This window comes from Pseudoalteromonas mucoides, assembly GCF_049257175.1.
GTDB lineage: Bacteria > Pseudomonadota > Gammaproteobacteria > Enterobacterales > Alteromonadaceae > Pseudoalteromonas.
This window is the reverse complement of the sequence record NZ_JBMMUC010000002.1, coordinates 26,844-45,245: the sequence shown is the minus strand read 5'-3', so window position 1 is coordinate 45,245 and position 18,402 is coordinate 26,844. Positions and strand designations below refer to the sequence as shown.

Below are 18,402 nucleotides of genomic sequence, written 5' to 3'. Positions count from 1 at the left end.
GGACATCAGCGCGCAGCGCGTTCCCTTTGGCGGCGCAGCCGCTTTTGGCGCGCAGCGTTTTTTTGTGATTAAAAGACTCGGATTGTTGTGCGTTTGCCTTTGGCTTTTAATGTTAATAGTGCTTGTTATTAATGTGAATGCTGTAGGTGTTTGAAAAGCTTGTCATGCTTGCTTGTTTAGCATGGTGAGCTCTCCTTTATGCTCTGTGTGCAGAGTATTGTCAGTTAAATGTATAATGTTATGCTCTTGGGGGGTGTTTAATAGACCCGAGAATAGCTCAGTGGCATCTGCCATTACCTCTGGGTTATCAGTTAAGTATTGCTTGGTTGTGTCATCTTTAAAATCAAATTGATTTACTTCGGTTGTAATTATTTTACCTTTAAGATGCCAAGTGCCTGTAAATACAAACGACACTTTAGTGAAGGCTAATTGTTCATCAAAGATGAATAGAGATAAAATAGCAACGTAAGCATTACTTTTGTCGTAGGCTCTCACTATTTGAGTGTGAGGGAACCCTTCGTCGTCACACTCTAGGGCTTTCCAATAACCTGAAATTGCATGCAGTGCAACCTCACCGGTTTGATTTACGTACTCAATCATATTAATTACCTCTATAAAGTGGGTGAAGTAGCACACACTCTTTAATAGCGTTGCTATGTCGCAAGCGTTGCTTTGACAACGTCTTTTAATTTGTAATGTTCAATTTCATACGTGGTGTGTTTGTTTTTAATCAGTACCCAGCTTGTTGTGGATTTTTTTATTTCGGCACAAATATTGTTAAGCGAAATAGATTCGTTTGTGTTTTGGTTTAATAACACAATTTCACCGAGGTGGGGGTGGGTTGTACTGTGCAGCACAAGTGCTCGACCAACGTGGTACCCTCCCACAAAGTCAACTTTATATGCAGTGTTACCAATCGATAGCGTCACCTCTACATAACTTGTATGTGGGGCTATGTGTTGGTCAATATTAAACCTAAAATGCCCTGTAGACGTAAGTTGATTCACATCTTGTTGCTCGCCATTAAGGCTTAAATGAAGAGGTGTATAACGCGGACGAGAAAACATTAATTCTAGTTGTGGGGTTTCATCAATTATGAAGCGCAAAATACAATGGCGGCGGCTAAAGTGTTCAAAAATATTTTTAGCAACACCTAGGGTATTTTCGGTCTCGCTAAAACGCTCGCTGATAGGCTCAAATAGCCGAATGCTGGCATCTTCTCTGGCGTTTACTTTTCCTCGACCAATGCTCATTTTACCATAAAAGGCTTGCAAGCCTGTTTGTTGGCCATGCTCAGTAATTAATGCGTACAGAGGCTCTAAAATAAAGTTGCTCTTTAAGTTGTGCGTTAACTCAATGAGCCTTGTTTCTGAATTTTCACGTTTATTGTTACTCGGTATCGTTTTACAATCAACAAGTGAGATATATTTTACAGAGCGCAATATCTCTTCTGAAATTTCAGAGCCTTTGCAAATGATTTCACCATACTTTTCATCATTGTGCTGCTCTACAAATAAACTATTAACAAAGCAATTGGCGCCATAGCTCACTTCAAATTCAATAACAGAGGTAAGCATGTCGTTAAGTTGCAAAATAGCTTGCCCCAAATACCCTCTTTCTTTTTGAAACTCGATGGTTTGCTTATTTTGACCAGAAACATAAATGTGTAACCAAATGACTTCAGGAAGGGCGTTGGCATCTTCTGCTACTAGCTTAATAAGTGTAGCAAATGGTTTACCAGTTGTGAGTAACGTTGGGTATTGGATTGCTACTGCGAGTTTCATTTTAAATCCTTGTTAAATGGCATTTATGCCTTTATTGAAAAGTGTTCAAGCATGTTTGGGTCTGTGTTTGAACTATACGTAAAGTGACCATGTTTGTTAACATTTATGTTAAATGGTTTTTCAAAAAAGATATTGTGATGAGCCATTAACTGCTCGTCTATGCATACTGACTCCTCATTTAGCCATGTAATTATTTGCTCTTGGTACATCACTTTTTGCGAGCCTGTATCGATCAAGTCAGCGCCCAAACAAACACTCACTTGGTGTTCATGTATCCATTTGCTAGGGCGAATAAATAAGTTGTACGAAGATGCCCTTTTTACTTTTGGAAAAATTGACTGTGTAAAGTAATTGACTAGCTTATTGTTTCCGTTTAGGTAATTAAATTCATTCGTATTGATCAGTATTTCGATAGACATTGAGCTTACATAAAGCGGGTGAATCTTAATGCGCTCAAACTCATGGAGCACATTAATCAGCTCATCAACATCGAATTCAATAAGCTTGTTGAAATCGATTTTTTCATGGTGATAGTGTGTGATCATTTTATACCCTTAGCTAAGGCTGGCTATAGGCCAGCCTCAACAACATTAATACAGAATAAAAGTGATGTATTACAAAGGACATTAACTTATTCTGTAACGTTAACAAGTTCAAATAAGAAGGCGCCAATAAGCAGCTGGCTACCTTCTTTAATATGCACTTTGCTTGCTGTCATCGGTTTAAACATGTTGGCGTTCGCGTCTAAAAGCATGACATGTTTATCATTGATGTTAGTAATTTCAAGATGTTCAGAGCTGATTGCATTAAACGCGAGTTGGTTTCTTGAAAACGCAAAACGTGACAATGATTGGGGTTTATGTTCGCTATCTAAGCCTTTAAGCGCACTAATTTTAGTCGGAAAAGGGATGCTAGAGCGGCCAAAACTTGTGGTTGAGTCAAATATGTTAAAGCTACATTCTTCTTCAGGCTTTAACATTTGTTGCACGCCCAAGCTTTGTAATGCCTGATTAGCGGTAATAAGTGAATCATTATCGTCAACCAAGACTTCATTAATGCCTATGGTGTTGAGGTACTTTTTACCTGTTGCGACAATGCCATTAAGTGTTAGGTGAAAAAGAGGTTGTGCAATTTTATCTAAAATAGTGAACTCTTCAAATACTTCTTCACCGTTGGTATTTTTATCAACTTTGGACAGCGTCATTGATTCTAGCTCTAGTTCTACCTCCACCTCTACCTCTACATCATTAACGCCATTGGCATCGGTAATTACTTCTGATTCTGGCAAAGGCGCAAAACCATCAGGTACTTTTTCTGAGCTCGAATCGTTTTTAGTTTGTTTGATTAGCTCACTGGCAATACGTGGCCCTGCAAGTTTGCTGTTTTCAGTAGGTTGCACTTTAAAAATAAGCTCGGCGGAGTCTTTATTTTGTTGATCACTTAACGTGAAAGTTAATTGATCGCCTTGCCACTGTTGGGTATGAATTATTGTATTAGTAAACTTTGCACTCAGGCAGTTAGGTTCTATCTGTAGGCAATGCTCTCCAATAATATTTGCAGCAATAAACTCTTCAGCTTCGACTAAGGAGATTGCATCTACAATGAAATAAGGTTGATCGTCATATAACGTGGCTATTTTTGTTTTAATATCGCCATTAAGTAAAAATAAATGGTGCGTTTTAACAGACATAGAACTTTTATAACTTTCGCCAATTTTGATAGTAAAGGCATCATCTGATGAAAGCGAGTTATCAATGCTTAAGTTTATGTTGATTGCATTTATATCAAACTCTTCCCCTTCAAACGTATGCTTAAGAGATTGTTCTATTTCTGGTTTAATCTCATTATTGAATAAGCCTTTTCGTGTTAAATCTTCATTCATATGGTCACGCACACCAATATTGATAGTTAGCATATTATTATCAATAACGCGATTATATAAAAATTGGTCGTGTAGAGTACCAGCTATGTCTTTGCCTATCAGCGTTAATGTCTCATGGCTATCACCGCGAGGGTATGTGAGTTTTAAAAAATTGGTTGCTGAGTAGTCAAATTTAGCATTAGAACGGGTTGTCATGCTATTTTCTAAAATTGCTTTAGAAGTCGGTGCACTGTTAAGAAAGTTTGGTTTTTTAAATAGTGACATAATCATCTCCAAGAGAATTTAATAAGGGTTTGTAACAATTATGCCTTTGCCAAGAAAAGTCAGTTTTTTAAGTACTAGGGTGTTATTGCGAAGTGAATAGTTAAGTTTGTGCTCTGAGTGAAATGAATAGCTAACAATGGCTAGCTATTCATGAGTAAATGCCAACTCCAGTTAAAAGCAGTAAATGTGGGTAATGTGGACCAACTGCGATTAAGAGCTGAACCATACCGCTATTGTGTTTGCTTTATTCTACAAATAACTAGGCTGAGTCTGCTTTGCTATAAAGCGTTTGATGTAATTTACGCCAAGGGGCGTTTGGCTGCTAATGTTGATATCACTGTCACTGATGTTACTAAACCATTCAACGCGTTCAGTAGCACGGCTAAGTAACACATTTAATCTGCGCTCTCCCGCGGGTTGTGAAAACACACCAAATTGCTGAGACAACTTGCCGCAAAGCTGCTTGCCGTAAGTGAAACTTATAAATACCCAATCACGCTCTAAGCCTTGTGCGCTGTCTAAATTGCCAATAATTGTTGGCTTTATAGCACTAGCAATACTCATCCACTTTGCAAACTGTTGATCGTTTAATTTTGCGTTGCGCAATACACTTTCAACCGTTTTAACTTGCTGAATATTACTGCAAATAATTGCTATGCTCTTTGGTTGGCTATGTTTACTCAGTGACACCAAACGCTCAATAAGTTTATTAGCCTCACCTTCGTTGATGCAGTTAGGTGCTGGTGTGTAAGGTTCTGTATGTTGGTGCACAAATAGAGCTTGATGTTTTTGCAGTGAGGCCTCAACACACTTAAGCTTGTTTTGATAAAAGTGTTTATTTGAAAAATCAATAAGTTCACTCTGTTTACTGCGATAATGCTCTGTCAGCATTTTTGTTGGTACAGAATAGCGATAGCAAAAGCCTAATACGGACTCACAGTTAGCATTGAGTTCGCTGTCATGGCTAAACCATTGTGAAGGTGGCATTTGTTGCTCGTCACCAAACAAACACACTTCTTTACACATACTCAGTGCAGGGAGTACTTCATGCAGTTGCAACTGAGAGGCTTCGTCAGCAACTAAGTTATTAAATGAAAAACCTAAATCACCTAGCAATTTGGCTGTTTTAGGTGTCACCATGATATAGGGGAATAAAGTTTGAATTTGACTACTTAGCGTATTTAGCAGGTTGACGCTGTCTAAACTTGGTGTTTTTTCTGATAGATAAAAGCGAAGTTGGCTTTGTTGATGTTTAGGTAGAGGGTTTGTTTGCATCATTGCAGCAACGCGATATTTAGTGTGGTAAGCAATATCGGCCACAAGCTTTTTATGCGCTTGCTCGAGCTCAGTAAGCGTTTTAAGTGGGAGTTTAATGTTGTACTGAGTCAAAAATTGTTCAACGCATATTTTATGCTTTAACGCATTTAATAACTCATCTGCTTTATTACATTCAAGTGACTCAAAGAATAGCTTATTAATTTCTTGCGGCAATGTTTGTAGCCAATTGCTAATGATAATAAACCCTTCAATCTTTTCGCTTAGTTCACTTGCGTGGCTAATTAAATCGGTTAAGTTTTTATTTTGAATTGACTCGCAAAGAGGGCCATTAAACTCTTTTAGAAAACGCTTAAGCTGGTTTATAGACTGCACCAATAAAGAGTATTCTGCGTTTGTTAATTTAGGAAAGTATTTTTCAATATACGACAAAGCAGAAATTTGTTCGGTACTAAGTTTAACTAATTCAGTATCTAACTGTAGTGCTAAACGGTCTGATTTTTCTTGTAATCTTTTTTGCTGAACAAGAATAGAACATGCTTTTTTTACGGGGATTTCACCTGCTGAGTCTTTAAATGCTTGCGCTGTTTTTTTATGCATCCAACGCGCATACCATTTACTTTGCTGCCAGCTTTGTATCAATGCGGTTTCTAATTGCCAAAACGCATCCGTAACTTGCCCTTGCCAAAGATTTTTATGTGTAATGCTTTGCGCCGTGGTTTTGTGATATTCGGCGACTTTTTTTAGTTGTGTTTTACTGGTTTGCCAATCAAATTTATTGGGTAAATCGGTATCAACAAGAGTATGTAGCTGTTTAAGGTTTTGAGATTTATAGCAGCCGAGTAAAGGCAGTTTTGCTAGGCATAAAATAAGCGGCTGTACATCAGTCATCTCTGCAAATAGATTTAATTGCTTTGCTAATTTTGATTGAGCAAAACAAGGTAAAAAGCGCTCAATTTTTTTGAGTTGCGCAAAAGAGTTAGGTACAGCTATTTTGCTAAGGCGTTTTTCAAAATTGCTTTTAAAATACAGTTTAATAAGTGCTTTAATGCTTAAATGCGTATTAGGGCAATGTGTATCTAATAGCTTAAGAAGTGTTGACTGCTCATTTAAACTTTTTTGTGCTTCATTAAAGTCAAAATTATGGGGTGCAACATAAGCACTATGATAACGAGACTTAAGTTTATCAAGCAGTAAGCGAGGGCTAGCTATCTCTGATAGGTCCAGTGCAAGGTCATGAATATTAGCCTGTGATAGCTTTTCAAGCACAGCATGGTTCCCTTGTGCTTTTGCACTTAACCCAAGTACGGAATTTTGTTGGTTAAGTAAGTTAGCAACAAGGTTAACCAGTGTTTGTGTTTTACCTGTGCCTGGTGGCCCTTGAATAACGCTTGCTATTTGAGTCATCGCAAAATGAACTGTTTGTTTTTGCTCATAGCTCATAGGTAATGCACTTACGAGTGTATTAATAGCTGCATGATTAACCACGGGTTCAATTGCATTTGCTTGATATTGATTTTGCATGTGTGTGTAGAGTGACATATTTAAAACTCCTCCAAAGAAACAAGGTAACAATTGCACCAGTTTGTATTTTTTTGTTTAGCACCATCGTGCAGTGCCGCTTTAATAGTGGCTACGGTAGCCTGCCCATAAACTTTTGTGCTAAACATATGAATCATTTGAGTGTCTTTGCATTCAAACTTTGCTTTAAAGCCAATAGGGTTGCTCTTTATGCTTGCGCTACTGCAAGCGCTTAAAAAGCTACTGATAATTAATAAAATAGGCATACCTAATTTCATGTTTACCTCCGGCATATGACTTACTTAGGCTTTGCCAATATTTGTGTGTCAATGTAGTCGCGAATGTGATCACGCTATAAAAAAAGCACGAGAGTGATCACTAATAAATCAACATAAATTTGCCATATGGCGAGCTTTGCTTTCGTTTCATGTTTATGCATACCTGTTACCCTTCTGAATGAGGAAAAAAGTGAACAAAAATGAGTGCTGCTGCTAAACAAAGCATGCCTAAAAAGGAAGGACCACACATTACCCAGCGTATGTACTCAGAGGATTCAGAACCTTTATTCATCAACGCCCAAAAGCTCGACATCACACCGAAAACGGGCGCAATATCGGCAAAAAAAGCTGTGTTTTGCATTCGCTTATTAGGCACGTGGTAAGGTGCTTTGGCGGCAATAGAGCCAAACCAGTGAATACCACTGACGATATAGGCATACACTAGGTAACCGGCAATGAGCACCGTAGGGTATGAAAAATAAAAGCTCAGTAATTTAGCAACCACAAAACGACTCGCAGAGCTTTGTTGTATTTCGCTGGGCAAAAAAGGACTTAATTGAGAGACGGGTAACTTAAACATTTCGTTATAAAATGCACTTTCGTAACTCACCCAACTAAATAGCACCAAGTAGCCATAACCAACAGTGATCAGTGCAACTGCATATGCAAGCCAGGCAAATGATAAGCTAGGAGAGTGTTTGGTTTGGTTATTAAAGCTAGTCGGTTTCATAGTGTGGCCTGTAGGTGATTGTTGTTTATTATGGTAATTAACCGCTTGCTTGGCGCCATTACTACTACTTGCCCCATCAGCTACTGGCATTACAGTGGGTTTGGCGGGAGCAGGTGTTGTTTTAACAGTAGGAATGGGAGGCGCACCACTTGGTTTTTTAGTGCTTGCACTTTGGCTGTTAAAGCTTGGTTTTTTGTTGGGTGCAAGTAACGATAAAAGTAATCTGAGCATAGTTGTAACCAATTAAAAGTTGATACATAAACGTTTGCCAAGAAAGTGCCGTATGCTGCGTTAGCTCAAAAATCAGTGGCCTTACAAAAGCCATTCATATAAAGTTACAATTTAGTAAATGTTGTAAATGTATTGGTGCAAAGGGACGTGAGATGAGTGAAGTGTTTACCGTAGATGACTACACGGTTGGTGATGAGATACGGGCTGATAATGTAAATTATATTTTGCTTGAGTCGCGTCCATCAGGCAGTAAAACCGAAGTGTGGTTAGTGGCCGATAAACTTGAAATTATGCGCTCCCCGTTGTTTAACATCCATGATATTGGCACTTTACAGCACGAGCCTGCTTTTCATTACATGCTTAAAAACTACAACATTAACAGCGTGCATTACTACGAGAATGATAAAGCCGCTCTTAGTCGGTTTGTCCTTAACCCCGCTAGGCATGTTGCAAAAATGGTCGCCCCGGTCGACCTAGGCCGCGCCATTGGTGCACGGCCAGACCCAGACACCGATGAAATTGTTGATGTGTACCTTGAAGGCTCGCGCCCGTTTATTGTGACTCAATACATACAGGGCGAGGCGCTAGCCAATTATAAAGAGATGGGTATTGAAGGAGTGCTCACCTTATTACCCCAAATGGGCGCCATGCTTAACGAGCTTTTGCAGGCGGGCATTGTTCATCGTGATATTTCTATAAATAACCTGTTACTAGACACCCATAACCACTTGTGGCTAATAGACTTTGCCACCAGTAAACACAGCGACACCCAGCATATACTCGGTGAAGGCACGCCTGGTTTTAGAGCGCCCGAGGTCAGCGGCAAACACCAAACTGTTGACGACAAAGCAGACCAATTTAGTATGGCCGCAGTCATTTATTATTTATTGGTTGGGCGTAGTGTTGAGCCAGAGGTTATTGACGCAGATGAAGTGACCACTATTAACAAAGCGGCAGAGGCGATTAGTCAGTCACTTGAAATAGAGGGGGCCACCAGCGCCACAACAGAGGTATTTTTAACGGCATTAAGCCCCAAAGCAGCACAGCGCTACAGCACTGTTGACGCCTTTATCGACGCAATGACTCAAGGGCTCAAGGCCATGGCTGCGAATAAAAGCGAGCAAGGCCCATTAGAAGAGGCGCGTAAACAGCTATTTAGACAGCAAACCACGCTGAAAGAAAAGCAACAGGCATTAAGTACGTTACATGACAATATTGTTGAAAAGAGCGCTGTACTGCACATATTTCAACAACATGGCTTATTAAATAGTGAACATGTGAGCGACCTGGGTGATGCACACGCATTTACCCCGCGTTACACGCGTTGTCATGCTGACTTAGCAAAGCAAAACAACGACATTGCCGATAGGCTCACTCAGTACGACCAAGCAATCACCGCCCTAAAACACGGTCAGCCCTATCAGCAGCCAGAGTCGTACACCAGCCAGTTAACAGCACTTACCGGCCTCATCGATGAAGGGCAAATACTGCACGTTAATTTACAAAAGGCACAAAAAAGCGCTCAGCAGGGCGTCAATAAACACATAGAAACACTGGGTAACAGCACGCATGCCGCCCTAAATAGTGCAATAGAAAAAGCGCAAACACAACTGAGCGAGTTAAGCGCGTTTATTGAGACGCAAAGCAAACAAAAACACAGCCATCCAGGCCGCGCTATTTTAGCGCAAGCCACACAATACCAATATACCCTCAGCAATGCTTTGGCGGAGAGTAAAGCCAAACAAAACGCGCCAGCGCAACTTATTAGTGACTTACAACTGCTCGCCTCATCCACCAGCAATTTAACGGATGATGTGGACCAACTAAACACGGTAATCGAGCAACTCAATACCCAGCAGCAGGCCAGTGAAGCCCACACCAAGACACAGCAACAAGCGGCGGCGGCACTGTTGAACACACTGGGCGAGCAACAAAGTCACGCAAGTTACTGGCAAGCAGCGCTCAACAACACCAAAAGCTATAAAAAGACTAAGGTTACTCTGGGGTTATTAATTGTCGCAGGGGGGCTATTGTGGGTAAGCACCTTACTTCCTAAATCTACGCCTATAACGGTTATTCCGAGCTCTGAAGGGCTTTATCAAGGACGTAAAGGGACCGTTGTAATTACTCATGATGCAGAATATCAAGACGTCGCGTTTACACTCACAGAGGCAAACTGTTATAAAAACACCGATAACTCAACTCCTAAGCGCAGTGTTTTTAGTTGTCAATTAAATGCAGCGGGTGAGCAAACTTACACCATCAATCATCACGGTGATGTGTTAAAAACAGCGGTATTGACCGTTGCTAAACCCATTAATACATTTACTCACCGTGTGGAGCCCAGTGATGCGTCAATTTATATCGATGGAGACTATCACCCTAAGCATATCGGGCTTCAAGAGGGGCGGTATGAGTTTAAAGTAACACGCAAGGGCTATCACACGCTTATCACCACAGAAGAATTTACATGGGCTAACGGAGTTGAGTTTAAATTAGCGCCAATTCTTTACCCAGTTACATTAAGTATTACGCCAAGTGATGCAAAAGTGTCAATCGCTAATGATAAAACCCAGCTTAATTACCCTATTCAACAGTCACTCATCCCCGCGGTGTTTACTCAAACCGAAGCGGGTTTTTTAGCAAATCTTCCACAAGGCCAATACCAGCTGCGTATTACGCACCCTGATTTTGAGCCAGTAAGTCAATCATTAAACGTAACAGACCGAATAGCTGAGCAAATAAACCTCACGAAACCGCTTACTCGACTTACGCTTAATGTCACACCTAGTGACGCGCGTATTTTAGTCAACAACCAAGCATATACATCAGGCGCTCCTGTTAAATTTAGCGATGGTAACGCCCACAACGTGGCTATTAATATAACCAAAGCGGGTTACAAGAGCATTAATGACACAATCACAATACAAGGCGCTAAAACGCGCAGTTTCACCTTGTCAAAAGAGCCTAAACAGACTGAAGCTAATCAGGCCAAGAGTGGTCAGGTTAAGGGTAATCAATTAGCCGATAAAAAAGTGACACTGGGCAGTCAGCAATTCACCTTAAAGGCCATTCCTGCGGGTAGCTTCATGATGGGTTGCTCACCAAGCGATGCGCAATGTGATGGTGACGAATGGCTCGATAAAAACAAAAAAACGCGCTTAAAGGTTACTCTACCTGCTTTTTACCTGATGGAGCACGAAGTCACTTGGGCGATGTACCAGCCCTGTATAGATGCAGGTAAATGTCCCAATAATGATGCTAGCGGTGGCGATAACGGCTGGGGTAAAGGGAGTCGCCCCGTGATAGAGGTCAGTAATAACGACATTGTTAACCACTACATTCCTTGGTTAAACAAGAAAACCGGGCAAACGTTTAGATTGCCCAGCGAAAGTGAATGGGAATATGCTGCCCGGGCAGGCAGTGATACCGTATACAGTTGGGGTGATAAGCTAGGAAGCAATAACGCTAATTGTGCTGGGTGTGGTTCACAATGGGATAACAAAAAAACGGCACCGGTGATGCAGTTTAAGCCTAATGCTTATGGGCTTTACGACATGCATGGTAATGTGTGGGAATGGACGCAAGATTGTTGGAGCAACTCGCTCGCAAATACACCAAGTAATGGCGGCGCTGCCAACAAAGGTAATTGTAGTGTGAGTGTGAGTGTGCTGCGCGGCGGTGCTTGGGACCTCAATCCGAGGACCCTGCGTGCGTCGACCCGCAACTGGTACATCTACCCTTATCGCAGGGACTTCTCCGTCGGCTTTCGAATGGCCCTAGATGCTGGTGTAGATAGTGCTAATTCATACTCGATTTATTTTGATTATGATCGAGCAACTATAAAGGAAACTTACGGAAAGATATTTAACAATCTAGCATCTAAACTTATTGAGAATGAGCAAAAAAGAATTTTGATTGAATCATACTCATCGAAAGAAGGTACATCAGCTTATAACTTAGCACTATCTGAGCACAGGGCTAACGCTGCTAAAACCTATTTGTTATCTCTAGGTGTGAAAGAGTCACAGATTAACGTTAGGGTATTCTCAGAGCTCGGGGGGGAGGAAAGTCAAGCTAGAAAAGCTGTATTAACACTTTTTGAAGATAAATAACGTTTCATTTTTGGCGTAAAATTGAAGTTTATTGGCAAAGCACTTTTAGTTTTTACTAGGGGTGCTTATGCAAATGATGATTATACATTTTGAAGTTATTTACTTAATTACATTCGCCGTGGCCTTTTTGGCCTTTATTGCGGCGATGCCGGTTTTCTTAAAAGTATTACGCCATATTCAATGGCATGAGCCGCTTAAGGCTGATAACGCAGATTTACATGGTCATAAAGCCGGTACTTTTAGCTCGGGCGGTTTTTTGATTTTAGTGTTAACCTTATTTGTGTTGAGGGTGTTTAACCAGTCAGGTAGTCAATTAACGCCTCTGCTATTAGTATGCATTGCTATGTTTGGTTTTGTTGGCCTAATTGATGATGGGTTGAAAATAAAAACAGGACAAGGGTTACGCAGTAAAACCAAGTTCTTATTGTTATGCTTAGTGGGTATAGCTGTCTATGTTTTACTCCCCATAAATCCCCATTTTGAATTTGCAGCGTGGCTATTCGCATTAAGTGTTTTAGTGGGCAGTTCAAACGCCGTAAATTTAACCGATGGCGTGGATGGCCTTGCCACCAGCACGGTAATTGTGGCCCTCGTTATTTTTACGTTATCTTTGCTTGGCGTAAACCATTGGTTTTCGCATCTTCCCGTAACAACTGTCAGTTTATTAATAACGATTAACTTTGCTTTAATGGGAGTGTGCTTAGGTTTTTTATGCTTTAACAAACACCCTGCAATAATATTTATGGGAGATACTGGTAGCTTAGCGTTAGGTGGGTATTTAGCTATATTGGCGTTGATGTCTCAGTCACCATGGTCTTATGCATTGGTAGGGGGAGTGTTTGTTTTAGAAGTGTTGTCGGTCATAGTGCAAGTTGCAAGTTTCAAAATAACTGGGAAGCGCGTATTTAAACGGGCACCGATTCATCACCATTTTGAAAAAATTGGTTGGGATGAAAACACGATAGTAATATGTTTTTCGTTTATTGGGTTATGTGGCGGTTTAGCTGCACTGTTCTGGTTTTAGCTGTTGCTTAAGGTGGTGCATATTTTCATAAAGCATATTTTCTTGGCAAAGCATAAATAAGTTTAATCAGGAGATAACTTATGAAATGCACTATTCAATTAATATTACTTTTACTTTGTTTTTATAATGCTTCAGCTATTTCAAGTACCGATAAACCCAATGTGCCTGCAGAGCCGGTTATTACAGGGTACGATTTTACCGGTAATGGATGGGTTGAGAGTTTAGCATGCACACCTCTCATTTTAATGGCTGATACGCCTAATGTGTCAGAGGTGAGCGTAACCTCTGAGTTTAAACGCGCACTTACTGAGCAAATTAAACTGCTTGATAAAAAAGTGGCTGCTAAAACCATTCATGAGAGCGAAAAACAAGTACTTGCAAGTTTAATTAGCGTATTTAAGTTAGTTGAAAATACCAATAGTTTAAAGTTGAGTGGCCTCAACTTTAAGCGCTTTGCTGGTGAAAAGGGTTGCGGCAATGTGCTTTATACTGGGTACTACACGTCAAGTATTCAGTTAAAACGCCATGCTGACAATGATTTTAAATTTGCTATTTATCGTATGCCAACAAGGTTGCCGAATGAGCAGTTGCCTACGCGTGCGCAAATAGATCATGACCATGCTTTGTGGGGGCTTGGTCTTGAAATTGGGTATGCAAAATCGTTACTTGATGTTTATTTAATGCATATACAGGGTTCGAGCTTTGCGCATTTTATTGACACCGATGAAGTGCTGACACTGGGAGTGGCCGGTAAAAACGGCTATCCTTATCAATCTTTAGGAAAGTATATGGTTGAGCAAGGTTACATTACGAAAAAGGACATTAGCCTTGCTAGTATTAAAGCTTTTTTTAAAGAGCATCCTGATAAGCTCTCTTTACTTAACATAAACCCCAGCTACGTGTTTTATGAAGAGCAATCAACCCAACCTAAAACAGCCTCTGGCGCAACTGCTTTTAAACAAGCCACCGTGGCTGTAGATAAAGCAATTATTTCCTTAGGCTCTGTATTATTAATGAACTACCCACAGTTAAATAAATCTGATAATGTGGTTAAAAAGCATCAGTTTACCCTGGCTATTGCCAGCGATACAGGCAGTGCAATAAAAGGTGCAGGCCATATTGATGTGTATTACGGAGCCGACTCAAGCAAAGCCAGTCATTTTAAACATTATGGACAGGTATGGGTATTAATTAAGGAGCAAGAATGACTGACAATTATAAATATTCACTGACAAATACAAGTGTATTGATAGAGCACACGTTGGTTTCGCCAAATTGGTGGCAAACAAAAACATTGTTATGCCAGGCTTTGCGTATTGCCTATGATTCTAACAAGCTTGATCGCACATGGTTTTCTCGTGCAATTAAAGCGCTTAATACGTTAGCCAGTCAAGCCAAACCAGATAAGTTAGGCATTTATGAGCAGGAGCAATGGGCTGATAAATATGCACATGGTTTACAGTTATTACAATTTTTAGCATCCCCGCCTGAAAACATAGACCACTACCCCCAAAAAAAATACGATGATTTGCTCAAAGCTATAGAAGTAACAAATATAGCTGAACGCGCTAGTATGAAGTCAAAAAACAACCCTGAGAGTAAAGCCAATTCGTTTGATAGGCCAATATCTGAACTTGTGCGAATTTACAACAGTTTTTATTTTTTTAAAGCGTATATTCAAGAAGATTATATTAATTACGAATTAAAACTAAAGGCTAATAAAGAGAAAAAAGTAAAAGGTGATGGTGTTGCTTATCGAAGCCCTTGGCCAGGCGCTAATAAGCCTTATGTAGCGCCTAGTGCATTTTCTGCGCTTGATGATACTGACCGAATTAGTAACTTTATGATTAAGGTTGTTAATGTATTAATTATAAAAGGGGGGCTTGAAAAGTCGGTTTACAATCCTGCTAGATTAAAAATGGCATTGTACAATGCTAGTGATGATATTGAATTTACTAAGTTTGACGCGTTATGTGAGGCATCAAGTGAGAGTAAGCATGTTATTTGGTTTGTTGCATTATGGGTGTACCACTCTAAAGAGCTATTTGATGTGACCAGTATGAAGTCAGCCTTATTGGCAGTGCTCCAGCCAAATACTTTTTATAACATGCTTGAGTTTACAGGCAGTATTTTTGAATGTTGTGACTTTAATACCGAGCCAACAACGGCATCTTTAAATAAATTTAATCAGGTTATGCAGCTGCATCAAGCAATGCGAAAGGCCTTAAGCGTGTTAAAAGTAGAAGAGCGCTTGATTAACGATGTGGCAAAGTGGATTGAATCGGTCAGTGAAAAAGCTGACGCAGATAAGATTAAAGCGTGTTTTCGTAATTACGCTACCGTTAAAGAAAAAGGGTTAACCGCTTCATTAAACTGTATTAGTCATTTTTCAAGTAGTCACTTACGAACACTCAATAATCTTGAGAGTTCTCATTTATCTAATGAGTTAACAGAGATATACCACGATTCAATTAATCATAGTGTGCTTACGGGGACTTTTTTTAACAGTCTTGATTGGCCAAGTATTCTTCAAGAAATTCACCAAGGTTATGGTATTGAGCTGCCAGTTGGGTACTTTATTTTGCATCGCTATTTTCCTGAGTTGGAGCAGTTTATTAACAAAAACGATGAGCATGAGTTTGATGAAGCCCCCATGCTGATGTTGAAGTATGATCAAGCGAGCCTTAAAGTTTATTTTGAAGAGATGAAAACGTTTTATCAAGATTTAGATAGCATACATACGCTCCTACTTGAAATAGAGAGTTTGTGCGAAAATAGTTCGTTTAAAGATAAGCATTTACACTGTGAATTGAGCATTAAATATTTACTTGAGAACGCAAGCTCTGATGCTATTAGGCGCGTTACTAGTATAATAGAAAGTAAAATGCATACTGGATTAAAGGTTGCTAATTCACCGAGTGATACGGTGGTTCTACCTCAGGATTTCTTGGCAAAGCTAGATAAGCAAACGTTGGATATTAAATCACAACATTCAACTTTGTTGACTGAAACTAAATTTTGAGGATACGCATATGCAATTAACAAATATTGGAAAAATAGTAGAAAAGGTAGTTAACCAGCAGTCGCTTACTGCGACAGAGCAGCTTTTGTTAAAAGAGAACCGAGGCGTTGCAATTCAGCTTAAGCTTTTACTTAATGAGAAAAACCGCGGGGTTTCAAGCCGATCGCCTTATTTTGAGAGTGTTGAGTTAGAATTTTTAGCTGCGTCGAGCGGGATTGACTCATTTAGCTTTGAATATCCACCACAAAAAAGCCGTGACTCAAATGCTGCGCCTTCATTTACCGTTTTATTTACGCAAAGGCAAGATAAGTGGTTTGCAAATTGGCATTTTAATGTTGATGAATTTTATTTAAATTTATGCAGTAAAACCGATCAGTTTGCAGATGCGCAAGGCGTGATTTGTATTTACGATAACAGAACAGGTATTGAAATAAGCGAAATATCTCCAGACATAACCACGACAAGTTATGAAGTAGAGTGTTTGTCGCCTATTGAAGGCTATAAGCATTTGAGTTGTGGGTTTAAGTAATATGGGCTTTTTAAATCGTTGGTTTAGTAAAAGCGCACCAAAAGTTTTTAAACACAGCGATTGCGCAGTGACTGAGTCTCAAGAAGAGACAATCGATTGCCAAATATTGGGTACACGGATTTTGCTTATAATCACAGCCAACAAAGATGTATGTGAGCAGTTTACTTTACTAAATAATAAACTGCCTACACCACCAGCGTTGTATATGAACAATAATGACTATCGGGATTGGTTATTAAGTTTATTGCCTAAACAATTTGCACATTCAGCAATAAAGGTCAAACCTGTAGTAAAAGCTACTAATGGTGCGGATACTGACTTAACTAAGCTTTTTGGCGATTTATATACAAGCATTGCGACAACACAAAAGATCAACGAGACGAAGTATTCTTTACAAAGTAAGTTAACTTACTTACTTCGTAAGATAGATTATTTATCTGGTGTTAAAGAGCGATTAAATAAAAACCATTTGCGTATATTGACGATGTTTTTAAGCCAATTAGATAACCATATCGAAAATGGCACTAGTTTGCATTGCCTTAATGGAATAGAGCAGCAAATAGAGACTATATGTCATGAGGTTGTGTTATGAGTACATACCTCGAAATTTCTATTCCTACCACTAGCGAAACGTGGTTAACATTACAATTTGAACTGATTGATGAAGTTTATAATAGCGGTGTTATTCAGGGTGATAAGTACAACACTCATTTAGCAGAGGCAAAGCTTGAGCAGATATTTTTGGAGTTGCGATTTTATCTCGACTATGAATATACACGTTTTAAACTTAAGCTAAGTTCGCACGGTAGTGAGCAACCAAACTTAGAGGCGCTCACTATGGCTATTTTGCTCGCTGATTTGTACTTTTCTAATACTGCTACACCTTTGCTTAATAAGCTTTGTGATGCGCAAAACGTACTGCAGGTTGGTTATAAAATTAATGAAGGTATAGTACCTTTAACTGCATTAACACCTCCGATAAGTAAAAAGCCTAATGCGTTAAATAATGAACTACAGCGAACGATTCAAGTGATTAAATCTCCAGAAGTACTGCTGGGTTATCATGCCAATTACGATCATAGTATTATAGAATTTATAGATTCATTATTGCCTGCAATGGCTCCTACCTTGACTGTGGCTTATTATCCGATTGTTGATCAAAGGCAATTAGCCAAAATTAAGGTATGGCATAAAGCCATACCTATTGACCCGAAATTTAGCATTGTAGGTGACTTTCTTAAAGTACGTAGGGCGACATTATTATTAGATAAACAGTGTGATTTTAAGTCTTGGCTTTTTGGTGAATTTTTAATTTTATTTGAGCATGCTAATGATAAAAATGGCGAGTCTTGGCAGCTTGCCTTGATGAGTGCCATAAACATGGCTGCAGGGTTACAACCAAAACCTGATAAAATATGTATTTTTACCGGGCAGGTAAGTGAAGGGCTTTGTTTTTCAGTCAACGATATTGATTTGAAACTTGATATTATTTTGCAGTTACAGCAACACGATGCCGCATTGATGTGTGCTACTGGAAAAGCAATTAAAGGCTGTGACTGGCAATTTTACATGAGTGATTTACCGCCACTTAAAGGTGAGAGTAATACATCAAATTATCACACGTTATGCCGAACTAACGTTTCAAGTATCTCTTTTATAGCTGTAAATGGTTGGCAACCGAGCGACATGTATTTACGTAACTAAAAAATAAACTTTTATTGGCAAAGCATGGTTAATATCCATTATG

General features: G+C 39.6%; 14 protein-coding genes. 7 read left to right on the top strand and 7 right to left on the bottom strand.

The features are described 5' to 3' along the window. Positions 1 to 162: 162 nt before the first annotated feature. From AAEU30_RS01935 to AAEU30_RS01905, 7 genes are all read right to left on the bottom strand, one after another. Positions 163 to 600, bottom strand: coding sequence for a hypothetical protein (locus AAEU30_RS01935; RefSeq protein ID WP_421959066.1), 438 nt, complete (start codon positions 598 to 600; stop codon positions 163 to 165). Between the two features lie 53 nt (positions 601 to 653). After that, entirely contained in the window at positions 654 to 1,784 is a 1,131-nt protein-coding gene (locus AAEU30_RS01930) for a hypothetical protein (protein WP_421959065.1), read from the bottom strand. Positions 1,785 to 1,807: 23 nt separating this feature from the next. After that, entirely contained in the window at positions 1,808 to 2,329 is a 522-nt protein-coding gene (locus tag AAEU30_RS01925; RefSeq protein WP_421959064.1) for a hypothetical protein, read from the bottom strand. An 86-nt stretch (positions 2,330 to 2,415) separates the two neighbouring features. Further along, positions 2,416 to 3,930: a hypothetical protein gene (locus tag AAEU30_RS01920; RefSeq protein WP_421959063.1), complete on the bottom strand. Its 1,515-nt coding sequence runs from the start codon at positions 3,928 to 3,930 to the stop codon at positions 2,416 to 2,418. A gap of 249 nt (positions 3,931 to 4,179) precedes the next feature. Next, entirely contained in the window at positions 4,180 to 6,747 is a 2,568-nt protein-coding gene (locus tag AAEU30_RS01915; RefSeq protein WP_421959062.1) for an AAA domain-containing protein, read from the bottom strand. A gap of 2 nt (positions 6,748 to 6,749) precedes the next feature. Continuing rightward, positions 6,750 to 7,004, bottom strand: coding sequence for a hypothetical protein (locus tag AAEU30_RS01910; protein ID WP_421959061.1), 255 nt, complete (start codon positions 7,002 to 7,004; stop codon positions 6,750 to 6,752). Between the two features lie 166 nt (positions 7,005 to 7,170). Further along, positions 7,171 to 7,965 (bottom strand): hypothetical protein, encoded by a 795-nt coding sequence (locus tag AAEU30_RS01905; RefSeq protein ID WP_421959060.1) that lies wholly within the window; start codon positions 7,963 to 7,965, stop codon positions 7,171 to 7,173. Between the two features lie 152 nt (positions 7,966 to 8,117). Here AAEU30_RS01905 and AAEU30_RS01900 point away from each other — a divergent pair, with 152 nt between their 5' ends. The 7 genes from AAEU30_RS01900 (at position 8,118) to AAEU30_RS01870 (ending at position 18,359) form a co-directional block, all read left to right on the top strand. Continuing rightward, complete coding sequence (locus AAEU30_RS01900) at positions 8,118 to 12,080, top strand: SUMF1/EgtB/PvdO family nonheme iron enzyme (RefSeq protein WP_421959059.1); 3,963 nt, start codon at positions 8,118 to 8,120, stop codon at positions 12,078 to 12,080. A 67-nt stretch (positions 12,081 to 12,147) separates the two neighbouring features. Then, positions 12,148 to 13,104, top strand: coding sequence for a phospho-N-acetylmuramoyl-pentapeptide-transferase (gene mraY, locus AAEU30_RS01895; protein WP_421959058.1), 957 nt, complete (start codon positions 12,148 to 12,150; stop codon positions 13,102 to 13,104). 80 nt (positions 13,105 to 13,184) lie between these two features. Beyond that, positions 13,185 to 14,312, top strand: a complete 1,128-nt coding sequence (mltA, locus tag AAEU30_RS01890) for a murein transglycosylase A (protein WP_421959057.1) — start codon at positions 13,185 to 13,187, stop codon at positions 14,310 to 14,312. After that, positions 14,309 to 16,126 carry a hypothetical protein gene (locus AAEU30_RS01885; protein ID WP_421959056.1) on the top strand — a complete coding sequence of 606 codons (1,818 nt, stop codon included), beginning with the start codon at positions 14,309 to 14,311 and terminating at the stop codon, positions 16,124 to 16,126. Before mltA ends, AAEU30_RS01885 begins: the two co-directional genes overlap by 4 nt. 10 nt (positions 16,127 to 16,136) lie before the next feature. After that, complete coding sequence (locus tag AAEU30_RS01880; RefSeq protein WP_421959055.1) at positions 16,137 to 16,655, top strand: hypothetical protein; 519 nt, start codon at positions 16,137 to 16,139, stop codon at positions 16,653 to 16,655. Between the two features lies 1 nt (position 16,656). Further along, entirely contained in the window at positions 16,657 to 17,247 is a 591-nt protein-coding gene (locus AAEU30_RS01875) for a hypothetical protein (protein WP_421959054.1), read from the top strand. Beyond that, entirely contained in the window at positions 17,244 to 18,359 is a 1,116-nt protein-coding gene (locus AAEU30_RS01870; protein ID WP_421959053.1) for a hypothetical protein, read from the top strand. Before AAEU30_RS01875 ends, AAEU30_RS01870 begins: the two co-directional genes overlap by 4 nt. Positions 18,360 to 18,402: the final 43 nt, after the last annotated feature.

Bases quoted from the DNA above. Each gene is read 5' to 3' on its own strand.
- AAEU30_RS01935 (WP_421959066.1), bottom strand. From the start codon at position 600: ATGATTGAGTACGTAAATCAAACCGGTGAGGTTGCACTGCATGCAATT.
- AAEU30_RS01930 (WP_421959065.1), bottom strand. From the start codon at position 1,784: ATGAAACTCGCAGTAGCAATCCAATACCCAACGTTACTCACAACTGGT.
- AAEU30_RS01925 (WP_421959064.1), bottom strand. From the start codon at position 2,329: ATGATCACACACTATCACCATGAAAAAATCGATTTCAACAAGCTTATT.
- AAEU30_RS01920 (WP_421959063.1), bottom strand. From the start codon at position 3,930: ATGTCACTATTTAAAAAACCAAACTTTCTTAACAGTGCACCGACTTCT.
- AAEU30_RS01915 (WP_421959062.1), bottom strand. From the start codon at position 6,747: ATGTCACTCTACACACACATGCAAAATCAATATCAAGCAAATGCAATT.
- AAEU30_RS01910 (WP_421959061.1), bottom strand. From the start codon at position 7,004: ATGAAATTAGGTATGCCTATTTTATTAATTATCAGTAGCTTTTTAAGC.
- AAEU30_RS01905 (WP_421959060.1), bottom strand. From the start codon at position 7,965: ATGCTCAGATTACTTTTATCGTTACTTGCACCCAACAAAAAACCAAGC.
- AAEU30_RS01900 (WP_421959059.1), top strand. From the start codon at position 8,118: ATGAGTGAAGTGTTTACCGTAGATGACTACACGGTTGGTGATGAGATA.
- mraY (WP_421959058.1), top strand. From the start codon at position 12,148: ATGCAAATGATGATTATACATTTTGAAGTTATTTACTTAATTACATTC.
- mltA (WP_421959057.1), top strand. From the start codon at position 13,185: ATGAAATGCACTATTCAATTAATATTACTTTTACTTTGTTTTTATAAT.
- AAEU30_RS01885 (WP_421959056.1), top strand. From the start codon at position 14,309: ATGACTGACAATTATAAATATTCACTGACAAATACAAGTGTATTGATA.
- AAEU30_RS01880 (WP_421959055.1), top strand. From the start codon at position 16,137: ATGCAATTAACAAATATTGGAAAAATAGTAGAAAAGGTAGTTAACCAG.
- AAEU30_RS01875 (WP_421959054.1), top strand. From the start codon at position 16,657: ATGGGCTTTTTAAATCGTTGGTTTAGTAAAAGCGCACCAAAAGTTTTT.
- AAEU30_RS01870 (WP_421959053.1), top strand. From the start codon at position 17,244: ATGAGTACATACCTCGAAATTTCTATTCCTACCACTAGCGAAACGTGG.